This is a genomic window from Chryseobacterium tagetis, assembly GCF_016735585.2.
GTDB lineage: Bacteria > Bacteroidota > Bacteroidia > Flavobacteriales > Weeksellaceae > Chryseobacterium > Chryseobacterium tagetis.
Genome location: NZ_JAERSE020000001.1, coordinates 214,497 through 240,238, shown reverse-complemented (window position 1 = coordinate 240,238; position 25,742 = coordinate 214,497). Strand labels below are relative to the sequence as shown.

At 33.7% G+C, this 25,742-nt stretch carries 21 protein-coding genes; 10 read left to right on the top strand and 11 right to left on the bottom strand.

Annotated elements, in window-relative coordinates; genetic code table 11:
* Positions 1–3: 3 nt before the first annotated feature.
* Positions 4–573: a hypothetical protein gene (locus JI747_RS01055; RefSeq protein ID WP_225685649.1), complete on the bottom strand. Its 570-nt coding sequence runs from the start codon at positions 571–573 to the stop codon at positions 4–6.
* A 102-nt stretch (positions 574–675) separates the two neighbouring features.
* Here JI747_RS01055 and JI747_RS01050 point away from each other — a divergent pair, with 102 nt between their 5' ends.
* On the top strand, positions 676–1,743 hold the full coding sequence (locus JI747_RS01050; RefSeq protein WP_225685648.1) for a 3-oxoacyl-ACP synthase III family protein: 1,068 nt from the start codon (positions 676–678) through the stop codon (positions 1,741–1,743).
* A 70-nt stretch (positions 1,744–1,813) separates the two neighbouring features.
* A complete protein-coding gene (locus JI747_RS01045; protein WP_225685647.1) occupies positions 1,814–3,019 on the top strand; it encodes a metallophosphoesterase in 1,206 nt (401 codons plus the stop codon).
* Between the two features lie 30 nt (positions 3,020–3,049).
* Here the strand turns inward: JI747_RS01045 and JI747_RS01040 are convergent, their stop codons facing one another.
* The 3 genes from JI747_RS01040 to JI747_RS01030 all read right to left on the bottom strand — a co-directional run bounded on the left by JI747_RS01040 (position 3,050) and on the right by JI747_RS01030 (position 5,479).
* Positions 3,050–3,676, bottom strand: a complete 627-nt coding sequence (locus JI747_RS01040) for a hypothetical protein (RefSeq protein ID WP_225685646.1) — start codon at positions 3,674–3,676, stop codon at positions 3,050–3,052.
* On the bottom strand, positions 3,676–4,428 hold the full coding sequence (locus JI747_RS01035) for a polysaccharide deacetylase family protein (RefSeq protein WP_225685644.1): 753 nt from the start codon (positions 4,426–4,428) through the stop codon (positions 3,676–3,678). The genes JI747_RS01040 and JI747_RS01035 overlap by 1 nt, the downstream gene beginning before the upstream one ends.
* A gap of 85 nt (positions 4,429–4,513) precedes the next feature.
* Complete coding sequence (locus tag JI747_RS01030; RefSeq protein ID WP_225685642.1) at positions 4,514–5,479, bottom strand: NAD-dependent epimerase/dehydratase family protein; 966 nt, start codon at positions 5,477–5,479, stop codon at positions 4,514–4,516.
* A 90-nt stretch (positions 5,480–5,569) separates the two neighbouring features.
* Between JI747_RS01030 and ggt the strand changes: the two genes are divergently transcribed.
* The 5 genes from ggt (at position 5,570) to JI747_RS01005 (ending at position 11,912) form a co-directional block, all read left to right on the top strand.
* On the top strand, positions 5,570–7,255 hold the full coding sequence (ggt, locus tag JI747_RS01025; RefSeq protein WP_225685641.1) for a gamma-glutamyltransferase: 1,686 nt from the start codon (positions 5,570–5,572) through the stop codon (positions 7,253–7,255).
* A 55-nt stretch (positions 7,256–7,310) separates the two neighbouring features.
* On the top strand, positions 7,311–7,985 hold the full coding sequence (locus JI747_RS01020; protein WP_225685640.1) for a response regulator transcription factor: 675 nt from the start codon (positions 7,311–7,313) through the stop codon (positions 7,983–7,985).
* Between the two features lie 43 nt (positions 7,986–8,028).
* Positions 8,029–9,315 carry a sensor histidine kinase gene (gene porY / locus JI747_RS20400; RefSeq protein ID WP_225685639.1) on the top strand — a complete coding sequence of 429 codons (1,287 nt, stop codon included), beginning with the start codon at positions 8,029–8,031 and terminating at the stop codon, positions 9,313–9,315.
* A gap of 129 nt (positions 9,316–9,444) precedes the next feature.
* The gene (locus tag JI747_RS01010; protein WP_225685638.1) at positions 9,445–10,482 is read left to right on the top strand and encodes a sulfite exporter TauE/SafE family protein; all 1,038 of its coding nucleotides are present in this window, start codon (positions 9,445–9,447) and stop codon (positions 10,480–10,482) included.
* 149 nt (positions 10,483–10,631) lie between these two features.
* A complete protein-coding gene (locus JI747_RS01005) occupies positions 10,632–11,912 on the top strand; it encodes a dicarboxylate/amino acid:cation symporter (RefSeq protein ID WP_225685637.1) in 1,281 nt (426 codons plus the stop codon).
* 49 nt (positions 11,913–11,961) lie between these two features.
* Here JI747_RS01005 and JI747_RS01000 read toward each other — a convergent pair whose 3' ends face one another.
* The 5 genes from JI747_RS01000 to gyrB all read right to left on the bottom strand — a co-directional run bounded on the left by JI747_RS01000 (position 11,962) and on the right by gyrB (position 19,672).
* Complete coding sequence (locus JI747_RS01000) at positions 11,962–12,813, bottom strand: diacylglycerol/lipid kinase family protein (protein ID WP_225685636.1); 852 nt, start codon at positions 12,811–12,813, stop codon at positions 11,962–11,964.
* Between the two features lie 46 nt (positions 12,814–12,859).
* Positions 12,860–13,681, bottom strand: a complete 822-nt coding sequence (locus tag JI747_RS00995; protein WP_225685635.1) for an RsiV family protein — start codon at positions 13,679–13,681, stop codon at positions 12,860–12,862.
* A 93-nt stretch (positions 13,682–13,774) separates the two neighbouring features.
* A complete protein-coding gene (locus JI747_RS00990) occupies positions 13,775–15,706 on the bottom strand; it encodes a transglutaminase-like domain-containing protein (RefSeq protein WP_225685632.1) in 1,932 nt (643 codons plus the stop codon).
* A 2-nt stretch (positions 15,707–15,708) separates the two neighbouring features.
* The gene (locus tag JI747_RS00985; protein ID WP_225685630.1) at positions 15,709–17,601 is read right to left on the bottom strand and encodes a DUF3857 domain-containing protein; all 1,893 of its coding nucleotides are present in this window, start codon (positions 17,599–17,601) and stop codon (positions 15,709–15,711) included.
* A gap of 136 nt (positions 17,602–17,737) precedes the next feature.
* Positions 17,738–19,672 carry a DNA topoisomerase (ATP-hydrolyzing) subunit B gene (gene gyrB, locus JI747_RS00980; RefSeq protein ID WP_225685628.1) on the bottom strand — a complete coding sequence of 645 codons (1,935 nt, stop codon included), beginning with the start codon at positions 19,670–19,672 and terminating at the stop codon, positions 17,738–17,740.
* 231 nt (positions 19,673–19,903) lie between these two features.
* Between gyrB and JI747_RS00975 the strand changes: the two genes are divergently transcribed.
* Genes JI747_RS00975 through JI747_RS00965 form a run of 3 tightly spaced genes read left to right on the top strand, consistent with a single transcriptional unit; the run spans position 19,904 to position 23,041 of the window.
* A complete protein-coding gene (locus tag JI747_RS00975; protein WP_225685626.1) occupies positions 19,904–21,247 on the top strand; it encodes a cytochrome ubiquinol oxidase subunit I in 1,344 nt (447 codons plus the stop codon).
* Entirely contained in the window at positions 21,244–22,248 is a 1,005-nt protein-coding gene (locus JI747_RS00970; protein WP_225685624.1) for a cytochrome d ubiquinol oxidase subunit II, read from the top strand. The genes JI747_RS00975 and JI747_RS00970 overlap by 4 nt, the downstream gene beginning before the upstream one ends.
* Positions 22,249–22,270: 22 nt before the next feature.
* Positions 22,271–23,041, top strand: coding sequence for a hypothetical protein (locus JI747_RS00965; RefSeq protein ID WP_225685621.1), 771 nt, complete (start codon positions 22,271–22,273; stop codon positions 23,039–23,041).
* Between the two features lie 7 nt (positions 23,042–23,048).
* Here the strand turns inward: JI747_RS00965 and JI747_RS00960 are convergent, their stop codons facing one another.
* Positions 23,049–23,867 carry an OmpA family protein gene (locus JI747_RS00960; RefSeq protein WP_225685619.1) on the bottom strand — a complete coding sequence of 273 codons (819 nt, stop codon included), beginning with the start codon at positions 23,865–23,867 and terminating at the stop codon, positions 23,049–23,051.
* A gap of 119 nt (positions 23,868–23,986) precedes the next feature.
* A complete protein-coding gene (lysS, locus tag JI747_RS00955; protein ID WP_225685617.1) occupies positions 23,987–25,684 on the bottom strand; it encodes a lysine--tRNA ligase in 1,698 nt (565 codons plus the stop codon).
* Between the last annotated feature and the right edge of the window lie 58 nt (positions 25,685–25,742).

Genomic DNA, 25,742 nt, shown 5'->3' with positions numbered 1-25,742 from the left:
AACTTAAAACTTGTAATATTCTTTATAATAATTAAGGTAATCCTGTTTTCTGAAAATTTTCGATCTGGATTCTACCTGCTGGATATTTTTGATAATTTTATCATAATCTTCATCTACATTATAATAAAAATCTTCAGTATAAAGCTTATTGAAGCGTCTTGCCCCTCCATAATAGGCTTTTCCGTCGATCATTGTTTTATCAAGAGCCAAAAGTAATGAATCTTTTTTAAGATTGTATCCATAATATTGATCATTCATATAATAATCCTGATGCGCAATATTAATCAATCCACGAATTTTGTTTACTTGAAACGCAGAATCGTAAAGTAATTTTTTATTTTGATCGAAAACTTTAATAGAATTTTTTCCTTGGTTCAAATCTACATGCACAAACTGACCGCCCGCAACAATTCCTTCAGAACCGTTATTAATCTTATAATAATAGGTATTGGGTGTAGGATTATCTACCACATAATAATTCTTCTTTGCTAAAAAAAGGAAGTAGATCCCAAAGGCAATAATAAACACCACAATTGCAATAACTAAGCCTTTTAAGGATGAATTGTTTTTCATAGATTGTAAAGTACAATTTTTGCAAATTTAATAATATTTTTAATTCTCCGTTATTAATATTAATTATTAACTTTGCATCTTTAAAAAAAATCATATAAACGAATGCCGAATACGATCATTATTGGTTCTGGATCTTACCTTCCCAACAGAATTATCGGAAGAGACTATTTTCTAGATTCAGAGTTTTATTCAGAAGACGGGGTGAAGATTGACAAGCCTGCTGAGGAAACTATTGCGAAATTTGTAGAAATTACAGAAATAGAAAACAGGAGATTCATAGAAGAAGATCTTTCTAACTCACAAATCGGTTACGAAGCTGCAAAAATTGCAATTGCAGATGCTAAAATAGATCAGGAAGAACTAGATTATATTATATACGCAAGTAATTTCGGAGAGGTTACCGTAAATGGTTACGCCGACTTTATGCCAACAATGGCTGCAAGAGTAAAAAACAAACTAGGCATAAAAAACAGAAAATGTATCACTTACGATATGCTTTTCGGATGTCCGGGATGGGTAGAAGGAATGATTCTAGCTAATACATTAATCAAAGCAGGATCAGCAAAAACGATTCTGGTAATCGGGGGTGAAACATTGAGCAGAGTAACAGATCCATCCGATAGAAACAGAATGATATTCGCAGACGGAGCTGGTGCTGTCGTAGTAAAAGCTACTGACGAAGAAAATGTAGGTATCATCGCTCACAATACAATCTGTGATAATGGTATTGAGCTTGATTATTTAGCAAACGGACCTTCAATCAATAAAGATTCTGACCAGACACGTTTATTTGTGAGAATGCAGGGAAGAAAAATTTATGAGTATGCTCTTAAAAATGTTCCGGCTGCTATTAAAGAAACAATCGAAGACGCAGATTTATCTATTGAAGATATCGATAAAATCTTAATTCACCAGGCAAATGCTAAAATGGATTACGCCATGATCGAAAGACTTCACAAACTTTACAATGTAAAAGAGTACGACCACGCAATCTCCCCGATGACGATCCAGGATTTTGGAAACTCATCTGTTGCAACAATTCCTACTATGTATGATTTAATAATTAAAGGAAAAATGGAGGGTCATACGTTTAAAGAAAAAGGTAACATTGTGATGACTTCGGTTGGTGCCGGAATGAACATCAATGCTATCGTTTATAGATTTCCTTAATATTATTTTTTAATTTAAAAATATAAAAAGCACAGGGAAATTATTCTTTGTGCTTTTTTTACATTTGATTATGCAGAGAAATTTTTTAATTGTTGCCGCTATCTTCCTGTTTTTAGAAGTATATATTTATCAGGCCATAAAAACACTGACGGATAACTTCTGGATAAGAACCGGCTATTGGGTCGTTTCTTTAATCATTTATGGCATTTTCGCCTATGAGGTCACTCATATCAACAGAGCCGACAGAAGTACAACAAGAGCTCAAATTATGATCTCTTTATTTTTGGTTTTTATTCTTCCTAAAATCTTCATCGTTCTGTTTTTATTGATTGATGACATCGTAAGAACCGGAGGCTATTTAATCGGATTAGCAAAACCTACCGAGAACTTTTTTCCCGAAAGAAGAAAATTCTTGAGTTTGGCAGGATTAGGATTAGGCGGCGTACTTTCCGCTTTATTCATTGACGGAATTACTTTTGGAAAATACCGCCACAAAGTAAGAAGAGTACGAATGAATTTCACCAATCTTCCTAAAAGCTTTAAAGGCTATAAAATTGTACAAATTTCAGATGTTCACAGTGGAAGTTTTTCCGATCCGAGTAAACTGGAACATGCTATTAACTTAATTAATGAACAAAACCCTGACTTAGTCTTATTCACCGGAGACATGGTAAATAATGTAGCGGATGAATTCAAACCTTTCATCCCGTTATTCTCAAAAATCAAAGCAAAAGACGGCAAATTTACTGTATTGGGGAATCATGATTACGGTGATTATGTAGACTGGGAATCTGCAAGTGCAAAAAAACAAAATCTGGAAACCCTGATTGATTACGAAAGACAGGCTGGCTTTGACATGCTTAGAAATGAGCACAGAATCATTGAAAAGAATGGTGAGAAGCTATATATCCTTGGCGTTGAAAACTGGGGACTAAAACCTTTTCCTCAATTCGGAAGATTGGATGATGCTTTAAAAGATGTTCCAGAATCAGCACCAAAAATTTTAATGAGCCATGACCCTACCCATTTTGATTATGTTGTGAAAAAACATCCAGGAAACATTCATTTGACACTTTCAGGCCATACACACGGAATGCAGTTTGGATTAGACTTAAAAAACATCAAATGGTCACCGGTTCAATACCGTTATCCAAAATGGGCCGATTTATATGAAAGTGAAGGAAAAATGCTGTATGTAAACAGAGGTTTCGGAGTATTGGGATATCCGGGAAGAGTTGGAGTTTTACCGGAAATTACTCTTTTTGAATTAAGCTAATAGCTAATTTTAAATAAAATAGTATTTGATTTAAAGATACTTTTCAGAAAATTCTTCGATAAGTGTCTTTGAATCAATTATATCTTTATCAAACATCGTTAAAACTTCACGAACCTTAGGATATTCATCTATAAATTCAAGATTTTCAATTTCTTTTAAATTGAAATCATTCATTATATTTCTGAAAAACTCTTCATTTACTCCCCAATATTTTATATACTTACTTTCATCTACAAATATTTCTACAAGATTTTCATCATCATTATAAATCAATCCAAAATTGATAAAAGCATCCTGTGTAAGCTCTCTTTTATATCCACTTATAAACTGTAATATTTCTTCTTTTTCATTGTAATCGCCATAATGGAGATCAAAATCAATATGACCAAATAACACAGAAGCAACATCAGGTAACGTTTCTGATAAAGCTAAAATTAAATTCCAAAGATTGGAATTATCAATATTTACTTCACAATAAAATTTAAAACCAATCAATGCATTGTCTGGATTATTTTCATTTAATTGAAATGTATAACCCTGAACAATATTTGCAGTTTTACTTTCCTCCCATCTTTTTAAGACCGAAGAATTTCTTGGAATTTCATCTTCATTTAAAAGTCTTATCGTTCTGGGTAATTCTAAAATCGGTTTCATCATTAAAAAATATAATCTTTCATACGGGAAGTAGCCATCTCTTTTTCGTTGATCCAAGTAAGGAGGGCATCTAGTTTGTCCTCCATTTTTTTGCCCGAATTCAGTCTTCTGTAAAACGGAATATCAAACTGGTATTTACTAAAATCTGTGAACTGCCAGGAATTAAGATAGATCAAAACAAAATCATCATTCTTCAAAGTTTCAAAAACCATATTCTGGTAATATTTCATCGGCAGGATTTGAAACACGAAATCATTATACGGTAACTGACTGTAAGGAGAGATGCTTTCCGGAACAATACTTACTCCGTCTTCCTCGATGATTTCCGTATCCCTTTTTAAGCGTTTGAAAGGAAAAAGAATGTTCGCATTATCAATATTGGATACATAATTAAATTCCAACATTTTCAATTCTTCATGAGGCAGTTTGTGGTCTTTCTGACGAATTCCACGAATCTGTTTTTCTAAAAAATCCTGTATGAATTTCTTCGTTTCTTCAATTTCATGAAGAGCAGAATTTTTATTATAAAAAGCAATTTCATGCCCTTTGGATGAAATTGCTTTTATTAGATTTTGCAGTTTTTCAGCAATGGAAATCTCCACAAAAAAACTTGCTTTAACATCATGAATATCTAAAATTCTAAGAATTGCTTTGGTATTGTTTTCTGATATTTTCAATCTTTCTTCACCGGAAATTTGAACCCCGTTTTTGGGATCAGTTTCAATATTTACGATGTTAAAAGTGAACAAGACCATTTAAACTAAATTTTATATAGAATTTATAATAAATTAAAAATCAGATGTTAAAAAACACTTTAATTAAAGTAAAACTTAATATAAATTAATTTTTACCTAATTTTACTTTAAGATTCTTGATCATATCTTTTGACATCTCAGAAATTCCGAAATCATAGGTCAGTCCCCAATCTTTTTTCGCTACAGAATCATCGATCGAAGCTGGCCAGGAATCTGCAATCTGCTGTCTGAAATCTGGTTTATAATCAATCTCAAAACCTGGAATTTCTTTCTTGATTTCTTCCGCCAGTTCTTTTGGAGTAAATGACATTCCCCCTAAATTATAAGATGAACGAACGGTAAGATTTTCTGCTGGAGCTTCCATTAATTTTAAAGTTGCGTTGATGGCATCATCCATATACAACATCGGCATTCCTGTATTTTCAGAAATAAAACTAGTATATTTTCCTTCTTCAATTGCTTCATAAAAAATCTCTACTGCATAATCTGTAGTTCCTCCACCTGCTGGAGTTTTCCATGAAATCAATCCCGGATATCTGATACTTCTTACGTCTACTCCATGCTTATCAAAATAATATTCGCACCATTTTTCTCCTGCCATTTTAGAAATACCGTACACCGTTGTAGGATTCAGTACTACATCCTGTTCTACATTTTCTTTTGGAATTCCTTTTCCAAACACTGCGATAGAACTTGGCCAGAAGATCTTTTTAAGCAGTCCTTCTTTCGCCAATTCGCAAAAATGAAGAAGAGGTTCTAGATTCAGTTTCCAGGCGAAAATCGGCTGCTTTTCTGAAGTTCCTGACAATAATGAAGCCAAGTGATAAACAGTAGTGATCTCATAATCTTTGATCACCTGTCTTACCAATTGAGTATTGGTAACATCCATTCTTTCGTAATGACCTGCAGCAGTAATTCCCTTTTGCCATCTGTCTAGCCCGGAAGCAACCACCTTATCTGCTCCGTGAATTTCAACAAGTCTGTTCGTAAGTTCGGTGCCGATTTGTCCCAAAGCACCTGTAATCAGTATTCTTTCCGTATAGGATTCCATTTTACTTAATAATTAGTTGATTTGAGCAAAAATAAATATTTTCAACCCTATCTTAAAACAAAATTGTAAATTCGGATATAAAATTTGCAAATGAAAAGGATCGCCATCATATTTATTCTTTTTTCTTTCTCTGTTTCAGCACAATACACAGACATTAACATTGTAAAAGAGGTAAAAGTAAAAAACAAAGGAGTTGTTGTCTCTGCACACCCACTCGCGAGTGAAGCCGGAGCAAAAATCCTGAGAATGGGTGGAAATGCATATGATGCTATTATCGCCACACAATACGCGTTGGCGGTTGTATATCCACAAGCCGGAAATATCGGTGGTGGCGGTTTTCTGGTCGGAGTAAAAAGTAATGGTGAAACATTCACGATTGATTACCGCGAAACAGCTCCCAAAAAAGCAACGAGAGATATGTATCTCGACAAAACGGGTAAAGTGAATACAGATCTGTCACAAAACGGAAGATTAGCAGTCGGAATTCCGGGAAGTGTTGCCGGATTTTTTGCCACTTTAAAGCACGGAAAACTTCCGATGGAGAAAATCATTCAACCTGCTATTGATATTGCAGAAAAAGGATTTGCCATCACAGAGCAGGAAGCCAATTTACTGAATTCTCATAAAGTCAATTTTCAAAAACACAATCAGACATCTACCGTTTTTGTGAAAAATACCCCTTGGAAAGCGGGAGATCTTTTAGTTCAAAAGGAATTGGCAGAAACTTTAAAATTAATCCAGAAATCCGGTGCAAAAGGTTTTTATGAAGGAAAAACGGCTGAACTTCTTGTTTCTGAAATGAAAAAAGGCAACGGAATAATTACACCAGAAGATCTGAAGAATTATAAAGTTGCTGAAAGAAAGGCTTTAGAATTTGATTATAAGGGAAACCATATTGTTTCGATGCCATTGCCTTCAAGTGGCGGGATTTTATTGGCTCAAATGCTAAGAATGTCGAGCTACGAAAATCTTGAAAAGTATCAGCAGAATTCTACACAGGCAGTTCAGATCATGACAGAAGCAGAACGAAGAGCTTTCGCCGACCGCGCCGAATACATGGGCGATCCGGATTTTATTCAGGATAAAACTTCCTATTTAATTTCTGATGAATATCTAAAAAGCCGCTGGAAAAGCTTCAGTTTTAATAAGGCAACACCGAGTTCTGAGGTAGGAAAAATCATAAAACAACCCAAAGAATCTACAGAAACCACTCACATCTCCGTTATTGATAAAGATGGAAACGCAGCTGCTGTAACAACTACTTTAAATGGTTTGTACGGAAGTAAAGTCGTTGTTTCCGGAGCTGGATTTTTCTTAAATAATGAAATGGATGATTTTTCTGTAAAACCAGGTGTTCCGAATATGTTTGGGGCAGTAGGCGGAGAAGCCAATTCTATTCAGCCTAATAAAAGAATGCTTTCTTCAATGACTCCTACAATTGTTTTAAAAGATCAAAGACCTTATATGATTGTCGGAACTCCGGGTGGAACTACGATTCCGACTTCGGTTTATCAGTCGATTGTAGATGTTATTGATTTTAAATTAAACGCCAATATTTCGGTAAATGCTCCAAAGTTTCATCATCAGTGGCTTCCAGAAACAGTTGCTTTTGAAAAGAATTTTCCTGAAACGACAATCAAAGAACTAGAAAAATTAGGTTATAAAGCAGAAAAATGGGGACAAATAGGAAGAACCGAAATGATTTTAATCGATGATAACGGAAATATTCATGCGGTTGCAGACGGTCGTGGTGATGATTCTGTGGCAGTCGAGTAATTGATTCCTCATTGTATTCAAAATTTCTACAAAATTGCATTAATACATTCGCAGCATGAAAATTTTAATTATCGAAGACGAAGCAGAATTATCTAAAAGTATTGCTGAATATCTTTCTGAAAAAAGCTATTTGTGTGAGTTTGCGTCTACATTTCATGAAGCGATGAACAAAATAGAGGCTTTTGATTATGCCTGTATTATCTTGGATATTATGCTTCCTGACGGAAATGGTCTTGCTATTCTGGAAGCTTTAAAAAAAGAAAACAAACAGGATGGGGTGATTATCGTTTCTGCTAAAAATGCATTGGATGATAAGATAACCGGTCTGCAAATGGGAGCCGATGATTATCTTACGAAGCCTTTTCATCTTTCTGAATTAATGGCTAGAATTTACTCCATTATCCGCAGAAAGCAGTTTAATAATTCTAATATCATTATCCAGAACGAACTGCAGATTGATCTTTTAGCCAAAACCGTTTCTATCAATAATCAGAATATCGAGCTTACTAAAAAGGAATTTGACCTGCTCATTTACTTTATTGGAAATAAGAATAAAGTCATTTCAAAAAGCACTTTGGCTGAACATTTGTCTGGGGATTTTGCTGATATGCTGGATAACCATGACTTTGTATATGCCCATATTAAAAATCTAAAGAAAAAACTTTACGATGCGGGTTGCAATCATTATCTGAAAACAGTTTACGGAACTGGCTACAAATGGATTTCTTAATCACTTGAAAAAATTGTAACTTATACCCTCTCAACTTCTTATTGTGAAGCCATTATTAAGCAAAGCCACAAAGCCTTTTATCATTTATGTACTTATCATTCTCACGATAAGTATTCCGATCTATTATTGGGTAGTGAATACGATTTGGGAAAGCGAACTCGATGAGCACAACAAAACGATTGCAGAGAAAACGTCTTATGAATTCAATCTTCTGAAACTTTCTGATGCAGAATTGTATAAGAGTATAAAACTTTGGAATCATATTCAGCCTGAAACTAATATAGAGCACATTGCTGCAGATTTTCCTAAGGAAGATTTATATTTTACGATCGAAAAACGGAAAAACTTTGGGGACAAGTGTGAAATAGAACGTTACAGATGCCTAAAAAAAACGGTATATATCAATAATAAACCGTTCCTGTTTACCATACAAACCAATATTGAAGAATCTCAGGATACAATTGCCGTTATTGCCGTAACTACCGTATTCTTTTTTATTATTATCGCTTTAGGTCTCTTATTTCTGAATCGAAAGCTTTCTTCCAGCATCTGGAAACCGTTCAGAAATACATTGGAAAAACTCAAGAAGTTTAATCTGAATACCCATCCTCAAGTTGAATTCGAAAAAACAGATACGATTGAATTTGAAGAACTGCACGAATCTTTGAATAAGCTTATAGAACATAGTGTTTCTGTTTATCAGGCGCAAAAAGAGTTTACGGAAAATGCTTCACACGAACTACAGACTCCTTTAACGATCATTAAGCACAAGGTAGATATTTTGCTTCAAAATGAAAATTTAACGGAAGAGCAATATCTGATCGCTGAAGATATCAACAAGGCATTGACGCGTAGTTCAAGAATCAATAAAAACCTGTTGTTGCTCGCGAAAATAGGTAACAGCCAATTTGATAATTCAGAAAAAATTGAGTTTGATGTTTTGGTAAAACAGAGTCTTGAAATGCTTGAAGAACATTTTGATCAAAAAAATCTTTCAGTACTTTCATCAATTCAACCCAAAATTGAAGTACTCGGAAATAGCGGGCTGTGTGAAGTCCTCATCAATAATTTGCTTATTAATGCCATTCGCCACACTCTTCAGGACGGCTCAATAGCTGTGGTTTTAAACGAATCTTCTTTTGAAGTTTCCAACTCGGGAACGGAAAAATTGAATACAGATTCCTTGTTTAAAAGATTTTCTAGATCTTCTTCTGATAATAGCGGAAGCGGTTTAGGACTGGCTATCATTAATGAAATTTGCAGATTTCAAAAATGGGAAATAAGCTACCGGTTCGAAAATCACAATCACATCTTCTCTGTAAAGTTCTAAATTCAAAGTTTCTCCTAAATTGAGTTGCAATTTTGTGTCATAATTAATCTAGAAGACATAAAAATCCAGCGAAAGATCGATTTCTTAAATATCGAAAGCCGGATTTATAAAAACTTTTAAATTTTAACGATGACTTTTAATATCATACTTTTGTTTTTAGGAACAATAATAGCTTTCTGGATAAGCGCCATTTGTGGTGGTGGCGCAAGTCTTATTTTAATACCTATTCTGAATTTACTTTTACCGAGTTCCGTTGTCCCTTTTTCTTTAACGATAGGTACTTTTACCAGTTCTGTCTCCAGAATTTCTGTTTTTAAAAGACATATTAAATGGTCTATTTTCTTTTGGTTTGTTCCTTTTTCTATTCCGGCCGTTTTATTGGGAGCGTATCTGATCAAATTTGTAAACCCCAATTATCTTCAATTAATTGTTTCGTTTTTCCTTATTGCCAATCTTCCGGAATTATTTAAAGCTAAAAAATTGCAGAATGAAGATCAAAAGCCGTATTCTAAATTTTTATTAGCTATTATAGGTTTTCTTGCAGGTTTTATTTCGGGAATTACAGGGGCAATCGGTTTGTTATTCAATCGCTTTTATCTCAGATTTGGACTTAAAAAGGAAGAAATTGTAGCAACAAGAGCCGCAAATGAGGTTTTCCTCCATTTAATCAAACTTATTATCTATATTTCTCTTGGCTTATATTCTAAAACTGCATTATGGCTGGGAATTACCATTGCCGTGGCAACTATTCTGTCATCTTATACCGTAAAATACATTCTGCCTTATTTAAGTGAGTTTTTATTTAAAAAGATCGGATACGGAGCAATGGTTTTGTCGGGTATTCTCTTATTAGCAGGAACCTCGGATAAAATAATTCAACAGGATAAAATTTCTTTATCCACAGGTCATAAAACATCTGAATCTGAACCTGTGATTTCATGGAGAAACACTGATTTTATTATAGAGTTTGCCTTTGATGACGGTTTTGAAGTAGAACGGCCTATAAAACTTGATGAGCTACCAAGCATTCACAAAGAAAAATATAACAGTCTGAAAAGTCAATATGATACAATACATATAGAAAAGGTTTTCTCTTTTGGCCAGGAGCCCGTGTATGAATTTTACTGTTATAAAAACAATCAGATGATCAAAAAACTGGAAATATAACGATTGTGAAGATAAAAAAGTGTGATGATTAGATAAAGCTGAAAAATTTCGGCGGGGCTTTCAGCCCCGCCGAAATTTTTCATGACTTTTGTCATATTTCCAAATAAAAATTCTTAATTTTCGCCCTTCAAAATGCAAAAACTACCCTCTTGAAAGCAAAAAAAATCTATCAGCAGCTTTATTTTCAAGTTATTATAGCAATTATAGCAGGAATCCTTTTAGGAAAGTTTTATCCTGAATTAGGTGAAAAAATGAAACCTTTAGGTGACGGCTTTATCAAATTGGTAAAAATGATCATTGCTCCGGTAATTTTCATTACGCTTACTCTAGGAATTGCTCACATGACTGATCTGAAAAAAGTAGGAAGAATCGCTATAAAGGCAATGATTTATTTTGTTACATTTTCAACATTGGCTTTGATAATTGGTCTAATTGTAGGAAATATTTTACAACCGGGTCACGGGTTAAATATTGATCTTTCTACCCTTTCAGGTGATGTTTCGCAATATCAGCAAAAAGCTCATGAAACTACATTGACTGGATTTATCATGAATATCATCCCTGAAACATTATTCAGTCCGTTGGTTGGAGAAAATATCTTACAGGTTCTTCTGGTAGCTGTTTTAATGGGAGTTGCATTGGTTTTAACAAAAGAAAAAAGCCAAAAAGTAACGGATTTTTTACAGGATCTTTCTACTCCTGTTTTCAAGATCGTTCATATGCTCATGAAACTTGCACCTATCGGAGCTTTCGGAGCTATGGCATTCACCATCGGAAAATATGGTCTTCATTCTGTATTAAATTTAATATTTTTAGTAGGTACCTTTTATATCACATCCATTCTTTTTGTTGTATTGGTTTTAGGGGCAGTGGCATGGTATAACGGTTTCAACATCTTTAAACTCGTCTATTATTTAAAAGAAGAACTTCTTTTAGTATTAGGAACAAGTTCTTCAGAATCTGCACTTCCGGGAATTATGGAAAAACTGGAGAAAGCAGGATGTTCAAGAGCCATTGTAGGATTGGTAGTTCCCACAGGATATTCTTTTAATCTTGACGGGACAAACATTTATATGACATTGGCTTCTTTATTTATTGCCCAGGCTTTAAATATTCATCTTCCTATTGAAAAACAAATCATGTTGCTGTTGGTGGCTATGTTAAGTTCTAAAGGAGCTGCAGGAGTAACAGGAGCCGGTTTTGTAACATTAGCTGCTACATTAGCTGTTGTTCCTGAAATTCCGATTGCAGGAATGACCTTAATTTTGGGGATCGATAAATTTATGAGTGAATGCCGAGCTTTAACGAACGTTATCGGAAATTCCGTAGCAACCGTAGTTGTAGCGAACTGGGAAAAGCAGCTCGATAAAGATCAACTGCAATTTTGCCTGGATCATCCGAATGAGATGGAGAATAAATTAGAAGTTTAATTTTAAAACTCCTACTGAAATTAACGGTTCATTAGTAATACTCATGTTTTTACACTAAAATATTCAAACTTGAAGGCTGTACTTTTATGTGAATAGGTGATTTTATTTTATTGAATTCTCCGTCAAGATGCCAGTTCTTCGTATTGACTTTAAATTCTATTTCTGAAACGGGAAGATACGTTACGTAATCATCATCTTTCAGTTTTTTTGTAAACATTCTGTAAGCAAATAATGCAGAATAAGTTAATGGAAACTTTTTCACCAAAACGATGTCGACCAAACCATCACTTTTACTCGCTTGCGGTGCGATATAGGCATTATTTCCGAATTGACGGGTATTGGCAATATTCAGCATCAGATATTTCCCGTTATATTGCTGATATTGTTCATCAAAAAATTTGACCTTAATGGGTTTATAATTAAAAAACGTTTTAAGAGAAACTTTGATGTAGTTTTTAAATCCTCGGCTTGTCTTCTCAAATTCTTTCACCACTTTTCCGTCAAAGCCGGTCCCTGAAACGTTAATTGAAAGTTTATCATTCACCGTAAACGTATCAATCTTTCTGGATTTATTTGCTTTGATCTTTTCTAAAAGCTCATCCAGGTTTTTTCTAAAGTTGGTTTCGTTGGAAAATCCGTTTCCTGAACCTGCCGGAAAAATTGCTAAAATTTTAGAGGTACCAATAAGATTGCGGGCAATGGTTGAAATAGTACCATCTCCTCCTATTGCAACAAAAATATCTATATTTTGAAAATTCTCCTGAATAAAATCATCAGTTCCCTGAATAGATTCAGAAATATAATATAAAGGATTTTCGACCTTTCTCTTTAGTTCTTCAAGAAACGGTTGATAGTTTTTTTTTGCCGAAAAAGGATTAATAATAAAAGCTACATTTTCCATTGCAACAAAAATAAAAAAATGCTTCGATAGAGAAGCATTTTTTTAATTATTTAATTTTCATTCTTTCTTTAAATTGTGGCGTTAATGTTCCGGCCAAGTCTTGCCAGGAAACAGGAATTGTAATATCCCCTGCCGCAAAAGCCGTTATTTCGTAAGGACTATAGTGGAAATAGAGGTTTTTATCATCAAAATAAAAATTTTCAGTAGCAGGAATTACTTCTACCAAAAGCATATCTGAGTTATTAATTTCTCCTTTATCATCTGTAGCTCCTCCATTCATTTTATTAACATTCTTCATCAGTAACGCTTCCAATTTATTTTTAGGTATTAAAGTAATGTCTTTCAGCTCCACTTTTTTATTATTTTTTAAATCAAAAACTCTTTCTGAATACCCGTAATTATCATGGGCGCCTCCTTCATAGGAACCCCAACCGTATTGTATATGAAGATAATCATTTGTATTTGATTTCAGATCCATTCCCAAGTCTGAGTACCATTCCTGAGCAAATTTCATATCAGAAATCCAGTCTTTTGAATCTTTTTTAATTCCATTAAAATATTCATTTTTATTTTTTTCCAAAAGTGCCCGAATTCCGTTCTTAGAAAAATCCTGAACATTCTTGTCTCCGAAATAAATACTATCTAAGAGCTTCTTATCTTTAATGCTTGGAAAAACCAACATTTTAGAAGAATATTTTATACTCAATGAGTCATTAAGTTTAATCGAATCATTCACCTTAACCGAGTCAACAGAAAATTGATCAGCCTGAGTTTCCACATTCGTTGTTATGTTTGTCGTTTCAGATTTCTTACAGGCAGTAAAGGTAAAGAAGGCAGAAAGTGCCAAAACAGCAATTGTGTTTTTCATAATTTTGATTTTGAATTTGATTTTCCTTTTTACATGCAAAAACCATTCAAAAGATGAATGGTTTTCGAAATTATTTTGAAATTTTTCTTATTTTTATTTTTTCACCAAGCTAATCACCTGATTTTCCTGTTTGGAAGCGACTCCCCAAATCTGTTTAAATGCCGGATAATATTCTTTCGGATAATCTGCACTTGCCACTTTGGTTGTAGAAACAATTTCCAGCTTATTTCCTTTTTGTTCTATGATATAATTATATTCTATTTCTTTATCCTCAGTTACAATCTTTTTACTTTTAGGCATTTCCTCAATAACATATCCTTCAGGAATTTCCAATACTATTTTTTTCACTCGTGTGTATGGGGAAATAAAGTCTATAGGATATTTACGTTCTTCTGTCTGATCAAATTCGTTAGATGTTTTATTCAAAAACAGCATCGGATTGATAATGATTTTTTTACCAATTTTATCAATCATATTTTCAGATGAAAATTTCATCGTACTTTCAAAATCACCATTTTCTAAAACTTTTGAATCAATACCGGTAAAATCTACTGAAAAATTTTCTTTGTACTGTTTTTTATATTTATCAGCATTGTCATCATAACTTTCTTTAGCAAACATGGCGTACGTTCCTGTATCTTTATCTGAATAACTTCCCGAAACATTTCCGTCATCATTAATTTTTGCATCAACAGTAAGATAGGTAAAACTCGGTTTTGTATTAACCATAGATAATTGCTGTACTTTTTCTTTGGCTATCAAAATTCCAAACTGATTCCAGTCTCTTGGAGGCAACTGATCTATTGAAGCTTGCTTCGATGTTGCATCATACAAATGAAAACCACTTTTTGTTTGAATTGCAGCAATTACAAAATTCATGTTCGAAACATTTGGAGAAGCAACATTTATTATTCCATTATTTATCGTTGAAATTGTTAACGGATCTGCTTTAATTCCAGCTTCACGAAGCATCATTACAAGAAAAAGATTGATCTCTGCGGCATTTCCTGTTTTGGTTTCAAGCATTTTTTTGATCCCGTCTTCTACATAAATTCCTCTATCTTGATTCCATGTAAAAGTATTTTTTACATAATTAAAAACAGCATTAGCTTTTTCAATTTCATTAGAAATACCTGCAATATTAGAAGGCATATTTTCTTTTGCAAATTTTGTTTTTTTCAGTTCTCCGCCAAAATCTTCATTTTCATAAAGTCTCTGTTTGATCTGTTCCCAAGATGACGAAAACAATTTTAATTCTCTGAAATTCGTTGAATTAAGTTCTGCACTTACTTTTGTTCTGTAGTTTCTATCATTTGTCACAAATTTTTCAGTTTTAAAGCCTTTTACATTTTCATACCCGAACCTGTACGTTCTGTAATTTGTACCATACATTGTAACTTCTTCAACTTTTCTGTATTTCGGATTCAAGAAGCCTGTATAATTTACATTATATGCGATATTTGAAGGACTGTCCAAAACATATTCCGTATATAATGACGGCGTATCTGTTTCTATTAAAATTTCAGGAACGACATACAAAAATGGAGATGTCACCTCATACTGATATTCAATAACAGACCCGTTTTTCACATTTGGAAAAGCAAATTTTGTGATAGAATAATTTTTACTCTCCTTACTTTTATATTTTGAACTTTTATCAACTTTTGTCGTAACTGAAGCTCCATTTTCCAGATTATAGGTAAAAGCTTTCATCTTGGAAAGTGTTTCGTGATCGCTTCCACTTTGATACAATGGAATTTCAAGATTTAACCAATCTTCTGCTTTGTCTTTATCATAAATTTTAATTCTATAAAAAGCTCTTTTAATAAGGTTTCCGGTATTATTATCAATACTAAAATGCACTGATTTATATAATATTTCCGCAGATGCATTTTCATCCAAAGCTGACTTTTGTTTGGATAGATCAGCATCATTAAATTTAGGGGGATCAAGGAATTCATGTTTTTGTGCCTCAATGAAAATGAAATTCACTGAACAAACAGCTAACATTAAAAGTTTTTTCATGCTTAGATTTTAGAAATTAAAATTTTAGAGTTGTCTAGGTTAAGAGTTTTTTTTCTGAAATTAATGTAATCGTTATATTTTTCTTTAGGATAAAGTCCTTTGTTGATTTTAATTGTCCTATTTACCTTTAATTCTTCCCCGTTTTTCACAAAACTTAATTTATAAGTTCCAAATTCAGAATTAACAGTTACGTTTTCAGGAATTTCATCTAGCTTATAATTTTTTGGAACCGTGAAGTTAATTTCATATTCGTCTTCAAACGATTGTCTCAGCTCAAAAGGTAATTCTCTGTTTTCATCAGTTTTATAAATTGTGTTAGAATAAACCGGAACGGCCCTAAAAATCATACTGCTTCCTGCATTTTTAGAATAATTATTTGCTCTAAAGTCAAGATCATATTTTGCAATAGCATTATCTTTATCATTAAGAAAATTCTTCATTTCAACCTTATCAAAATGTAATACATTAAAAAGACTTTTTACAGTTTCATTCCTTTCCTTTGGTTGCATATTGGTAAAAGCTAAATTATGATCGTACTGGCTTCCCGTATAAGTAAAACTCCCTTCACCCAAAATGCTGTTATCTTCATTTAATTTAACTTTCAAAAACTGTTTTTCTTTATTTTGTTCAGCAGAATAGGAAGGAGTGTCAATTATTTCAATTCCATCTTGTTTAACAGCAAGAACATTTCTATCTGTTGTACTGTAACTTAAATGATTGAAAGCAATTTGTTGTGATGTATTTTCTAGCCAAATATTTCCTTTTTCGGTAGGGATCATTAAAATAATATGATTTCCACCCATTTTTGGAAAATCTTTGTCAAAAGAAACCGGTGATGAATCTGAATTAATTTTACAATAATAAGAAGGAATTCCTGCCTCATCTAACAAAGTTTTCATGTACGTTGATAATCCCTTACAATCACCATATCCTTTTTTCTGGACTTCATCCGGAAGCATCGGTTGCCAACCTCCAATTCCCAACGCTACAAAAATATATCTTGTTTTACTTTGCATGTATTGATAAATTTTTCGTACTTTTTCCTCCTTTGTCCCTTGCAAATTCAGTGAAGCAACTTCGGCTTTAATGGCCGGAGTAGATACAAAAACCGGTTCTAAAATATTCTTGTAATACCAAGACCCAAAATCTTTCCAGTTATCAATCGTCCCTTGCTTTCCTTCCAAATTAAATTTCGTTAAAGCAAAACTTACTTTTGGTAAAATTTTCACAAGTTGAGGCAATAAAAAAGCATCATCAATAGCAGGAACACTCTTATAAGTATATGTTTTTTCACCTGCATTATTGCTTTCTACGACAGATGTATAATTATATTTTGAAGGATATGTTTTTGTTTTAAGTTCAATCCCAGATTTATTAATAATTTTCATCTGTGACTCTTCTAGTGAAACATTAGTTGATCTAAAAGGCACAAAATCTGGCAAGAAAACTGTATTTTCATCTTCAATCTGATAAGAAAACTCTACTGTATAAGGATATTGTGTTGGAGTATATGATAAAGACAATACTCTATTATCAGAATAAAATGTTCCTTGTTGATTATTAGCAAAATCCCCAAAATCAGATTTTGAATATGATTTTATCTTTTTTCCAGCTTCATCATAAATATTGACTTTCACATCAGAAATATTATCCCCTTTCTCATAAGGAATATATACTAAAGCATCTGAATCTCCACCCTTATTTAAAACAGTTGTTACAGTATAAAGCTGGTATTTTATATCGTCAATTTTATTAATTTGAATGGTTGTAAGATCTTTTCGGATAACAGCATTCGCATTTTTCTTCAAATTTTCAGGAATAGCAGAGGCAGGAAAGCTCTGAGCGAAATATAAAGAAGCCATTGATAAAGCTCCGATACAAAATATTTTCATCATGGTTATTAAAATAAAGCAAAAATAATAAAATCTGATAACTGCAGAAAATAATTTTTATTGCCTTAAAATCTTCAAAATCTAAAATAAAAAAGACTCCATTTCTGGAGTCTTTTTTATTTATATCTGTAAAAATTGATTACGCATCAATCTTAGCATATTTTGCATTCTTTTCGATAAACTCTCTTCTTGGCGGAACTTCATCTCCCATCAACATAGAGAAAACACTGTCAGCTTCTACTGCATTATCAATAGTCACTTGCTTTAAAATTCTGTGTTCAGGGTTTAGAGTGGTTTCCCAAAGCTGTTCAGGATTCATCTCTCCAAGACCTTTGTAACGTTGAACCTCTACTCCTTTTCCATCCGGAGACATTTCTAAAGTAAATTCTTCACGCTCTTTTTCATTGTAAGCATATTGCTTTTTGTTTCCTTTCTTTAATAAATATAAAGGCGGTTGAGCGATATAAATATATCCGTTCTCAATCAGTTCTTTCATATATCTGAAGAAGAAAGTAAGAATCAGTGTAGAAATGTGAGATCCATCGATATCGGCATCGGTCATGATTACGATTTTGTGATATCTTAATTTAGCCATATTCAACGCCTTGCTGTCTTCTTCTGTTCCTACAGAAACTCCAAGAGCGGTATAAATATTCTTAATCTCTTCATTATCATAAACTTTATGAAGCATTGATTTCTCAACGTTCAAAATTTTACCTCTTAACGGAAGAATCGCCTGGAAAAATCTGTCACGACCTTGTTTTGCCGTTCCACCCGCGGAATCTCCCTCTACTAGGAATATTTCTGATTCTGCAGGATCTTTTGATGAACAGTCAGATAATTTACCCGGAAGACCAGAACCTCCCATTGGAGATTTTCTCTGAACCATTTCACGAGCTTTTTTCGCAGCCTGTCTAGCTTTTGCAGCCAACACAACTTTCTGAACGATAATTTTTGCTTCGTTCGGATTTTCTTCTAAGAAGTTGGTCAACATTTCCCCTACAATTTTATCAACAGCACCAGAAACTTCGGAGTTACCTAATTTCGTTTTTGTCTGCCCTTCAAACTGAGGTTCCATTACTTTTACAGAAATTACCGCGGTAAGTCCTTCACGGAAGTCATCACCAGTAATTTCTACTTTTTCTTTTGCCGGAAGTCCTAATTCATCAGCATATTTCTTCAAAGTTCTCGTCAAAGCACGTCTGAAACCAGCTAAGTGAGTACCTCCTTCGTGAGTATTAATATTATTTACGTAAGAGTGAAGATTTTCGTTGAATGATGTATTATAACGCATTGCTACTTCAACAGGAATATCATCTCTTTCACCTTCCATGAAAATTACGTGTTCCATTATAGACTCACGGTTTCCGTCGATGAAGGCAACAAATTCTTTTAAACCACCCTCAGAATGGAAAACTTCAGATCTGAAAGATCCGTCTTCCAATTTTTCTCTTTCGTCTGTAAGCGTGATTGTAATTCCTTTATTAAGATAAGAAAGCTCTCTTAAACGAGTTGCTAATGTATCATAATTATACACCAATTCCGAAAAAATGGTATCATCCGGCTGGAAAAACTGTTTTGTTCCTCTATTCTCGCTATGACCGATTTCTTCAACCTGAGTTTGCGCCTTACCTTTAGAATATATTTGTTGATAAACATTCCCATCTCTGTAAACAGTAGTCACCATTTCGTTAGAAAGTGCATTCACACACGATACCCCAACTCCGTGAAGACCTCCGGAAACTTTATAAGAATCTTTATCAAACTTACCTCCGGCTCCGATTTTTGTCATTACAACCTCAAGAGCAGATTTTTGTTCTTTTTCGTGGAAGTCAACAGGAATACCTCTACCGTTATCCATAACTTCGATTCCGTTTCCTTCCTTAATAGCTACGAAGATTGTGTCACAGTATCCTGCCAACGCTTCGTCAATAGAGTTATCTACTACTTCATAAACCAAATGATGGAGACCTCTTACTCCCACATCACCAATGTACATTGAAGGACGCATACGTACGTGCTCCATTCCTTCCAATGCCTGAATACTACTAGCTGTATATTGTTTCTGACTCATATCAAATATTAAAAATCTTGCTATATGCAAAGACTTACAAATATCGTGATTTTTTTCGAGGTGTGAAAGTTAAAATATGTCAAAAAAAGTATTGATTTTTCAGACTAAACCACAAATGATGTATTTAAAAAATATCAAAGTTAAAATCTATAACTTAAACCGATGCTGTTGTAAATCATACCGTACATCAATAATTTATGCTTAAATTTATTTACTCAAAAAGTTGATTTTATGGATGATTTTCTGGCTGCCCGTTCTCAGATGGCAATGTCACTTGGTTTTCATATCATATTTTCCTGTGTGGGTATGGTAATGCCTTTTTTGATGGCATTTGCCCACTGGAAGTATTTAAAAACAAATAATGAAGTCTATAAAGGTCTTACTAAAGCCTGGAGTAAAGGGGTTGCCATCCTTTTTGCCACCGGAGCCGTTTCCGGAACTATGCTTTCTTTCGAACTTGGACTTCTTTGGCCGCAATTCATGAAACATGCCGGACCTATTTTCGGGATGCCTTTTTCATTGGAAGGAACCGCGTTTTTCATCGAGGCAATTGCCATCGGATTTTTTCTTTACGGTTGGGACAGGTTTAATAAATGGTTTCATTGGTTCTGCGGTTTTCTGGTAGGTTTAAGTGGTTTAGCTTCAGGAATTTTGGTGGTTGCTGCCAATGCCTGGATGAATTCACCTGCCGGATTTGATTATGTTGACGGACAATATTTAAATATTGATCCTATAAAAGCTATGTTTAATGAAGCTTGGTTTCCTCAGGCATTGCACATGACGGTTGCTGCATTTTGCGCCACAGGATTTGCCGTTGCAGGCGTTCATGCTTATTTAATTATGAGAAAAAAGAATGTTGAATTTCATACAAAAGCATTTAGAATTGCAGCAGGATTTGCCTTAATCGGAGCATTTGGCGCTCCTTTGAGTGGAGATGTTGCCGCCAAATCTGTTGCAGAAAGACAGCCTATCAAATTAGCTGCTATGGAAGCTCATTTTGAAACAGAAAAAGGAGCTTCTTTTGTGATTGGCGGAATTCCGGATGAGAAGAAAGAAGAAATAAAATATGCCGTAAAGATCCCTAAAGTATTAAGCTTTTTGGTAGCAAATGATTTTAATGCTGAAGTAAAAGGGCTAAAAGACTTCCCAAAAGACGAATGGCCTCCTATTGCGGTTGTTCACTATGCTTTTCAGATCATGATTTTCTTTGGAGTTGTAATGATCATTATCGGAACTGTTTATTTATATGCTGTGTTTTTCAAAAAAGAATGGCTCACCAAAAACTGGCTGCTAAAAACATTTTTATTTGCAACGCCTTTTGGATATATTGCTTTGGAAGCCGGCTGGACAGTAACTGAAGTCGGAAGACAACCCTGGATTATCTACGGAATCATGAGAACAGTTGATGCTGTAACGCCCATGCCGGGAATTCAGTATTCTTTCTATTTTTTTACAGCAATTTTCGTTTCGTTATCATTAATTATTGTATTTCTTCTGAGACGACAGATACAGATGGTTCCGAAGTTATATGACCCTACAGATGCTCAGTTTAATCCTAAAAACAAGAAATTATGATCTACGTAGTTATAGGTTTTCTTTGGCTTTCAATTTGCCTGTATGTTATTTTGGGAGGAGCAGATTTCGGAGCAGGAATTGTAGAACTTTTCACCAAGAAAAGAGCCCGTGATAAAACAAAAGAGATCATGTATGAGTCTATTGCGCCTGTTTGGGAAGCCAATCATATGTGGCTGATTATTGCGATTGTAATTTTATTTGTAGGCTTTCCTGAAATTTACACTACGCTTTCTACCTATCTTCACATTCCTTTAGTTTTATTGCTGGTTGGTATTATTGCAAGAGGAACTGCATTCACCTTCAGACATTATGATGCTGTGAAAGATGACTGGCAACATGTTTATACTCAAATATTTTATTTTTCGAGTTTGTTAACGCCTTTTTTCTTAGGGTTAATTGCTGCAGCAACGGTTTCCCATTCCATAAATCCTGACGCGACGAGCTTTTTAGACTTATATATTTTCAGTTGGCTGAACTGGTTTGGAATTGCTGTAGGATTGTTTACCGTTTCTATTTGTGCCTATCTGGCTTCGGTTTTTGCATTAAGAGAAACCAATGACAGATTAGAATTAGGTTTAATGATCAAAAAATCAAAGCAAACCATGATTTTTGTAGTGATCACGGGTATTCTGGTATTTTTCACTGCTTATATTTCCGATATTCCATTAGTAATGTGGGTATTTTCTAAGCCCTTAGGAATAATGGCTATTTCATTTGCAACGATTTGTTTACTGCTTATTCTTCGTGCTATGAATAAGCAAAAACTTCTTCCCGTAAGAGCTTTAGCAGGATTTCAGGTAGTTATGATTTTGGTGGCGGCAACTTATCAGCACAATCCCAATATCATTCTTTTTGCCAATGGAGAGCATCTTTCTTTATTGGAACAAGCAGCCGCACCGAAAACAATTTCTGCATTGGGATGGGCTTTACTATTAGGTTCGTTATTTATTCTGCCATTTTTGTTTTATTTGATGGCTTCATTTAGCAAGCAGAGAAAGTAATTTATTTTAATCCAATATTTTAATGAACTTTATTCAAAAAATTATAAACAGCACTATTTATATTTTTACAATCTTTACAGTTATAGGTTGTAAAAACCCAACAAAAGAAATCGAAATCAAAACAAAAAATCAGATCATTAATAAAGAAAATAATATACCCAAACTTTATACAAAACAAGATTCAATTATTATTCCCACCGAACTTGGTGATACTTTGAAATATTCAAGAAAAGAATTTAAAAACATTACAGACCAACATCCCGAATTTTCTGAACAATATCCGAGAAATCCAGATCAAACATATTTTGATGGGAATGATAAGGAACAGTTTGGAAGTGAAGCAGGGCAAGACACTTATTACATTCTTTATGCTTACTTTTTAAAACAAAAAAACGGGATACAAAAATTTTCAAAAGAAAGGCAAAAGTTAATAAACATCTACTCAAATATAAATTCCCTATTTGGAAAATTTGAAAACGGGGGAACATATTTTGGGCATCAATATTCAAGAATTTTAGGCTATGCCGAATATTCAATTTATTTACTGCCTAAAAATAAAAATGACTTCTACAAAACGTATGATATTACAAAACAAAAAGAGCTATATATTACTTCTCTGCGGCAGCTCATTGAAGATGAAAGTAAAATAGATTTTGAAAGTACCGAGGAACAAAAAAAGATAAAGAAAAAAGAACTTAATAAAATAGTTGATAAGCTTGACATACTAATAACAAACAATTTTTATCTCAGAAGAGCTCAGGAATTTCAATATTCTCATTACGAATATTATTAACCTTACTTTATTTTTTAATTAAAACTAATTCAACACGTCTGTTTTGGGTTCGGTCTGATTCGGTTTGTTCAGGATATACGACAGGGTTAAGATGACCCAAACCTTCTGCCTTTACACGTTTAGCATCAATTCCCATTGCCAATAAAAAATCTTTAATTGATTGCGCGCGTGTAAAAGACAAATTAAATGTTCCTAAATCCAGATCTTCACCATCAAAATTTTCGTAATCACAGCAGATATACCCCTGAAGTCCAACTTCAAGAGTCGGATTTTCTTTCAGAATAGTATATAGCTGATACAATTTTGATTTTGCCTTGGGAAGCCACACATGACGTCCTCCAATAAAATTGACATCCGGTAAAGAAAAAGTATCTTTTACCTTCATTGAAGCAATCTTCGCATCAAAAAAGCTAGGATATGCTTTTCTTGAAATCTTTTCTCCTTTCTCAAAAAAACGTTCTATAAAAATATCGACACGCCGATTTTTGGCTAATAAATTTTCTGAACTGTTATCATTGATCTGTTTTGAAATCCCCAATCCTTCAGAGCCTGCCAAATGAATATTCTTACCTATTTTAGTTTTTAAATAATCACTTACTTGTTTCGCCCGGTTTTGAGATAATGTTTTATTTAATTCTTCATTTCCCAAAGGATTCGCATTTCCAAAGATTCTAAGAGTAAGTTTGGTTTCAAGCTTAGCCAAGCTGTCCAGTTTTCGTTTCGATTCTCTGCTAAGTTCGTAGCTGTTATTTTTAAAATAAATAGAAGTAAGCGTCTGTGAATAGAAACCTGTAGAAAAGAAGAATATAAACAAAAAGGCTTTCATCAGAATTGTTTTCTTACAAACGCAAAGTAACAGAAAATAGTTCGAGTTCTTCGTATTTTATAAAAAAGTTCCGGCGGAAGCTTCGCTTCCGCCGGAACTAAAATGTATTTCAATTTAAATTAAACCAATTTCATCAAAAGGTTTTCCTCAATTTTTTCTACTTTCACTAAGTTAGCTTTCGTTAAAGTTTTGGAAGCTTTGTCCCATTTTTTCCCAGAAAGTTTAGATTGTTCTTTTACTTCAGCCAGAGAAATTTGCTCTCCTGATTTTAATATTTCAAGAATTATTTTTTCATCTTCACCTAATTCAATCTGAGGAACATTTTTTTCAGGCTTCATTTGAGGGAAGAATAATACTTCCTGAATTGACGCATTATTCGTTAAGAACATAATTAATCTGTCCATTCCGATTCCCATTCCTGAAGTTGGTGGCATTCCATATTCCAGAGCTCTAAGGAAATCTTCATCAATAAATTGTCCTGCTTCATCATCTCCTTTTTCAGATAATTTCAACTGATCTTCAAAACGCTCTCTTTGATCAATCGGGTCATTAAGCTCAGAATATGCGTTCGCGATCTCTTTACCGCAAACCATTAATTCAAAACGCTCTGTAAGACCTTCTTTGCTTCTGTGTTTCTTTGTAAGAGGTGACATTTCTACCGGATAATCTGTAATGAAAGTCGGCTGAATGAAGTTTCCTTCACACTTTTCACCAAAAATTTCATCGATTAATTTTCCTTTACCCATCGTTTCATTCACATCAATTCCGATAGATTTAGCAAAATCGAACAATTCCTGTTCTGTTTTTCCTGTAATATCGAAACCTGTGTATTTCAAAATTGCTTCTGTCATAGAAACTCTTGCGAAAGGTGCTTTGAAGCTGATTTCCTGATCACCAAATTTTGCATTTGATGTTCCATTTACCTGAATGGCACAGAATTCCAACAATTTTTCGGTGAAATCCATCATCCAGTTATAGTCTTTGTAAGCTACATAAATCTCCATTACGGTAAATTCAGGATTATGCGTTCTGTCCATCCCTTCATTTCTGAAGTTTTTTGAGAATTCATAAACACCGTCGAATCCACCAACAATCAATCTTTTCAGATATAATTCATTAGCAATTCTTAAATATAAAGGAATATCTAAAGCATTGTGATGCGTAATAAAAGGTCTTGCTGCAGCTCCACCAGGAATTGACTGTAAAACAGGAGTTTCAACTTCAAAATATCCTGCATCATTGAAGAAAGTTCTCATTGCATTGAACAGTTTTGTTCTTTTCACAAAAACTTCTTTTACATGAGGATTTACCAATAAATCGACATAACGTTGTCTGTATCTCAATTCAGGATCTGTAAACCCGTCATGCACTACTCCATTTTCATCGGTTTTTGCCTGAGGAAGTGGACGTAAAGCTTTTGTTAAAAGGGTAAAGTTTTTAACCAAAACTGTTTTTTCACCAACCTGAGTTGTAAATAGCTCTCCTTCAATCCCGATAATATCTCCTATATCTAAAAGGTGCTTGTAAACTTCATTATATAAAGTTTTGTCTTCACCTGTACAGATTTCATCTCTGTTAAAATACACCTGAATTCTGCCTGTAGAATCCTGTAATTCAGCAAAAGATGCTTTCCCCTGAATTCTTCTGGACATCAATCTACCTGCAATCTTAACCTGTTTATTATCAGCGAAATCCTGTTTTATAGATTCTGTAGTATCTGTAATTACGTATTCATCTGCAGGGAACGCATTGATTCCCATTTCAACAAGCTTGTTCAGCTTTTCTCGTCTAATGATTTCTTGTTCTGATAATTGCATTGTATCTATTTAAAATAACGTGCAAAATTAGTGATTTTTGAATTGATGTTCAATGGAT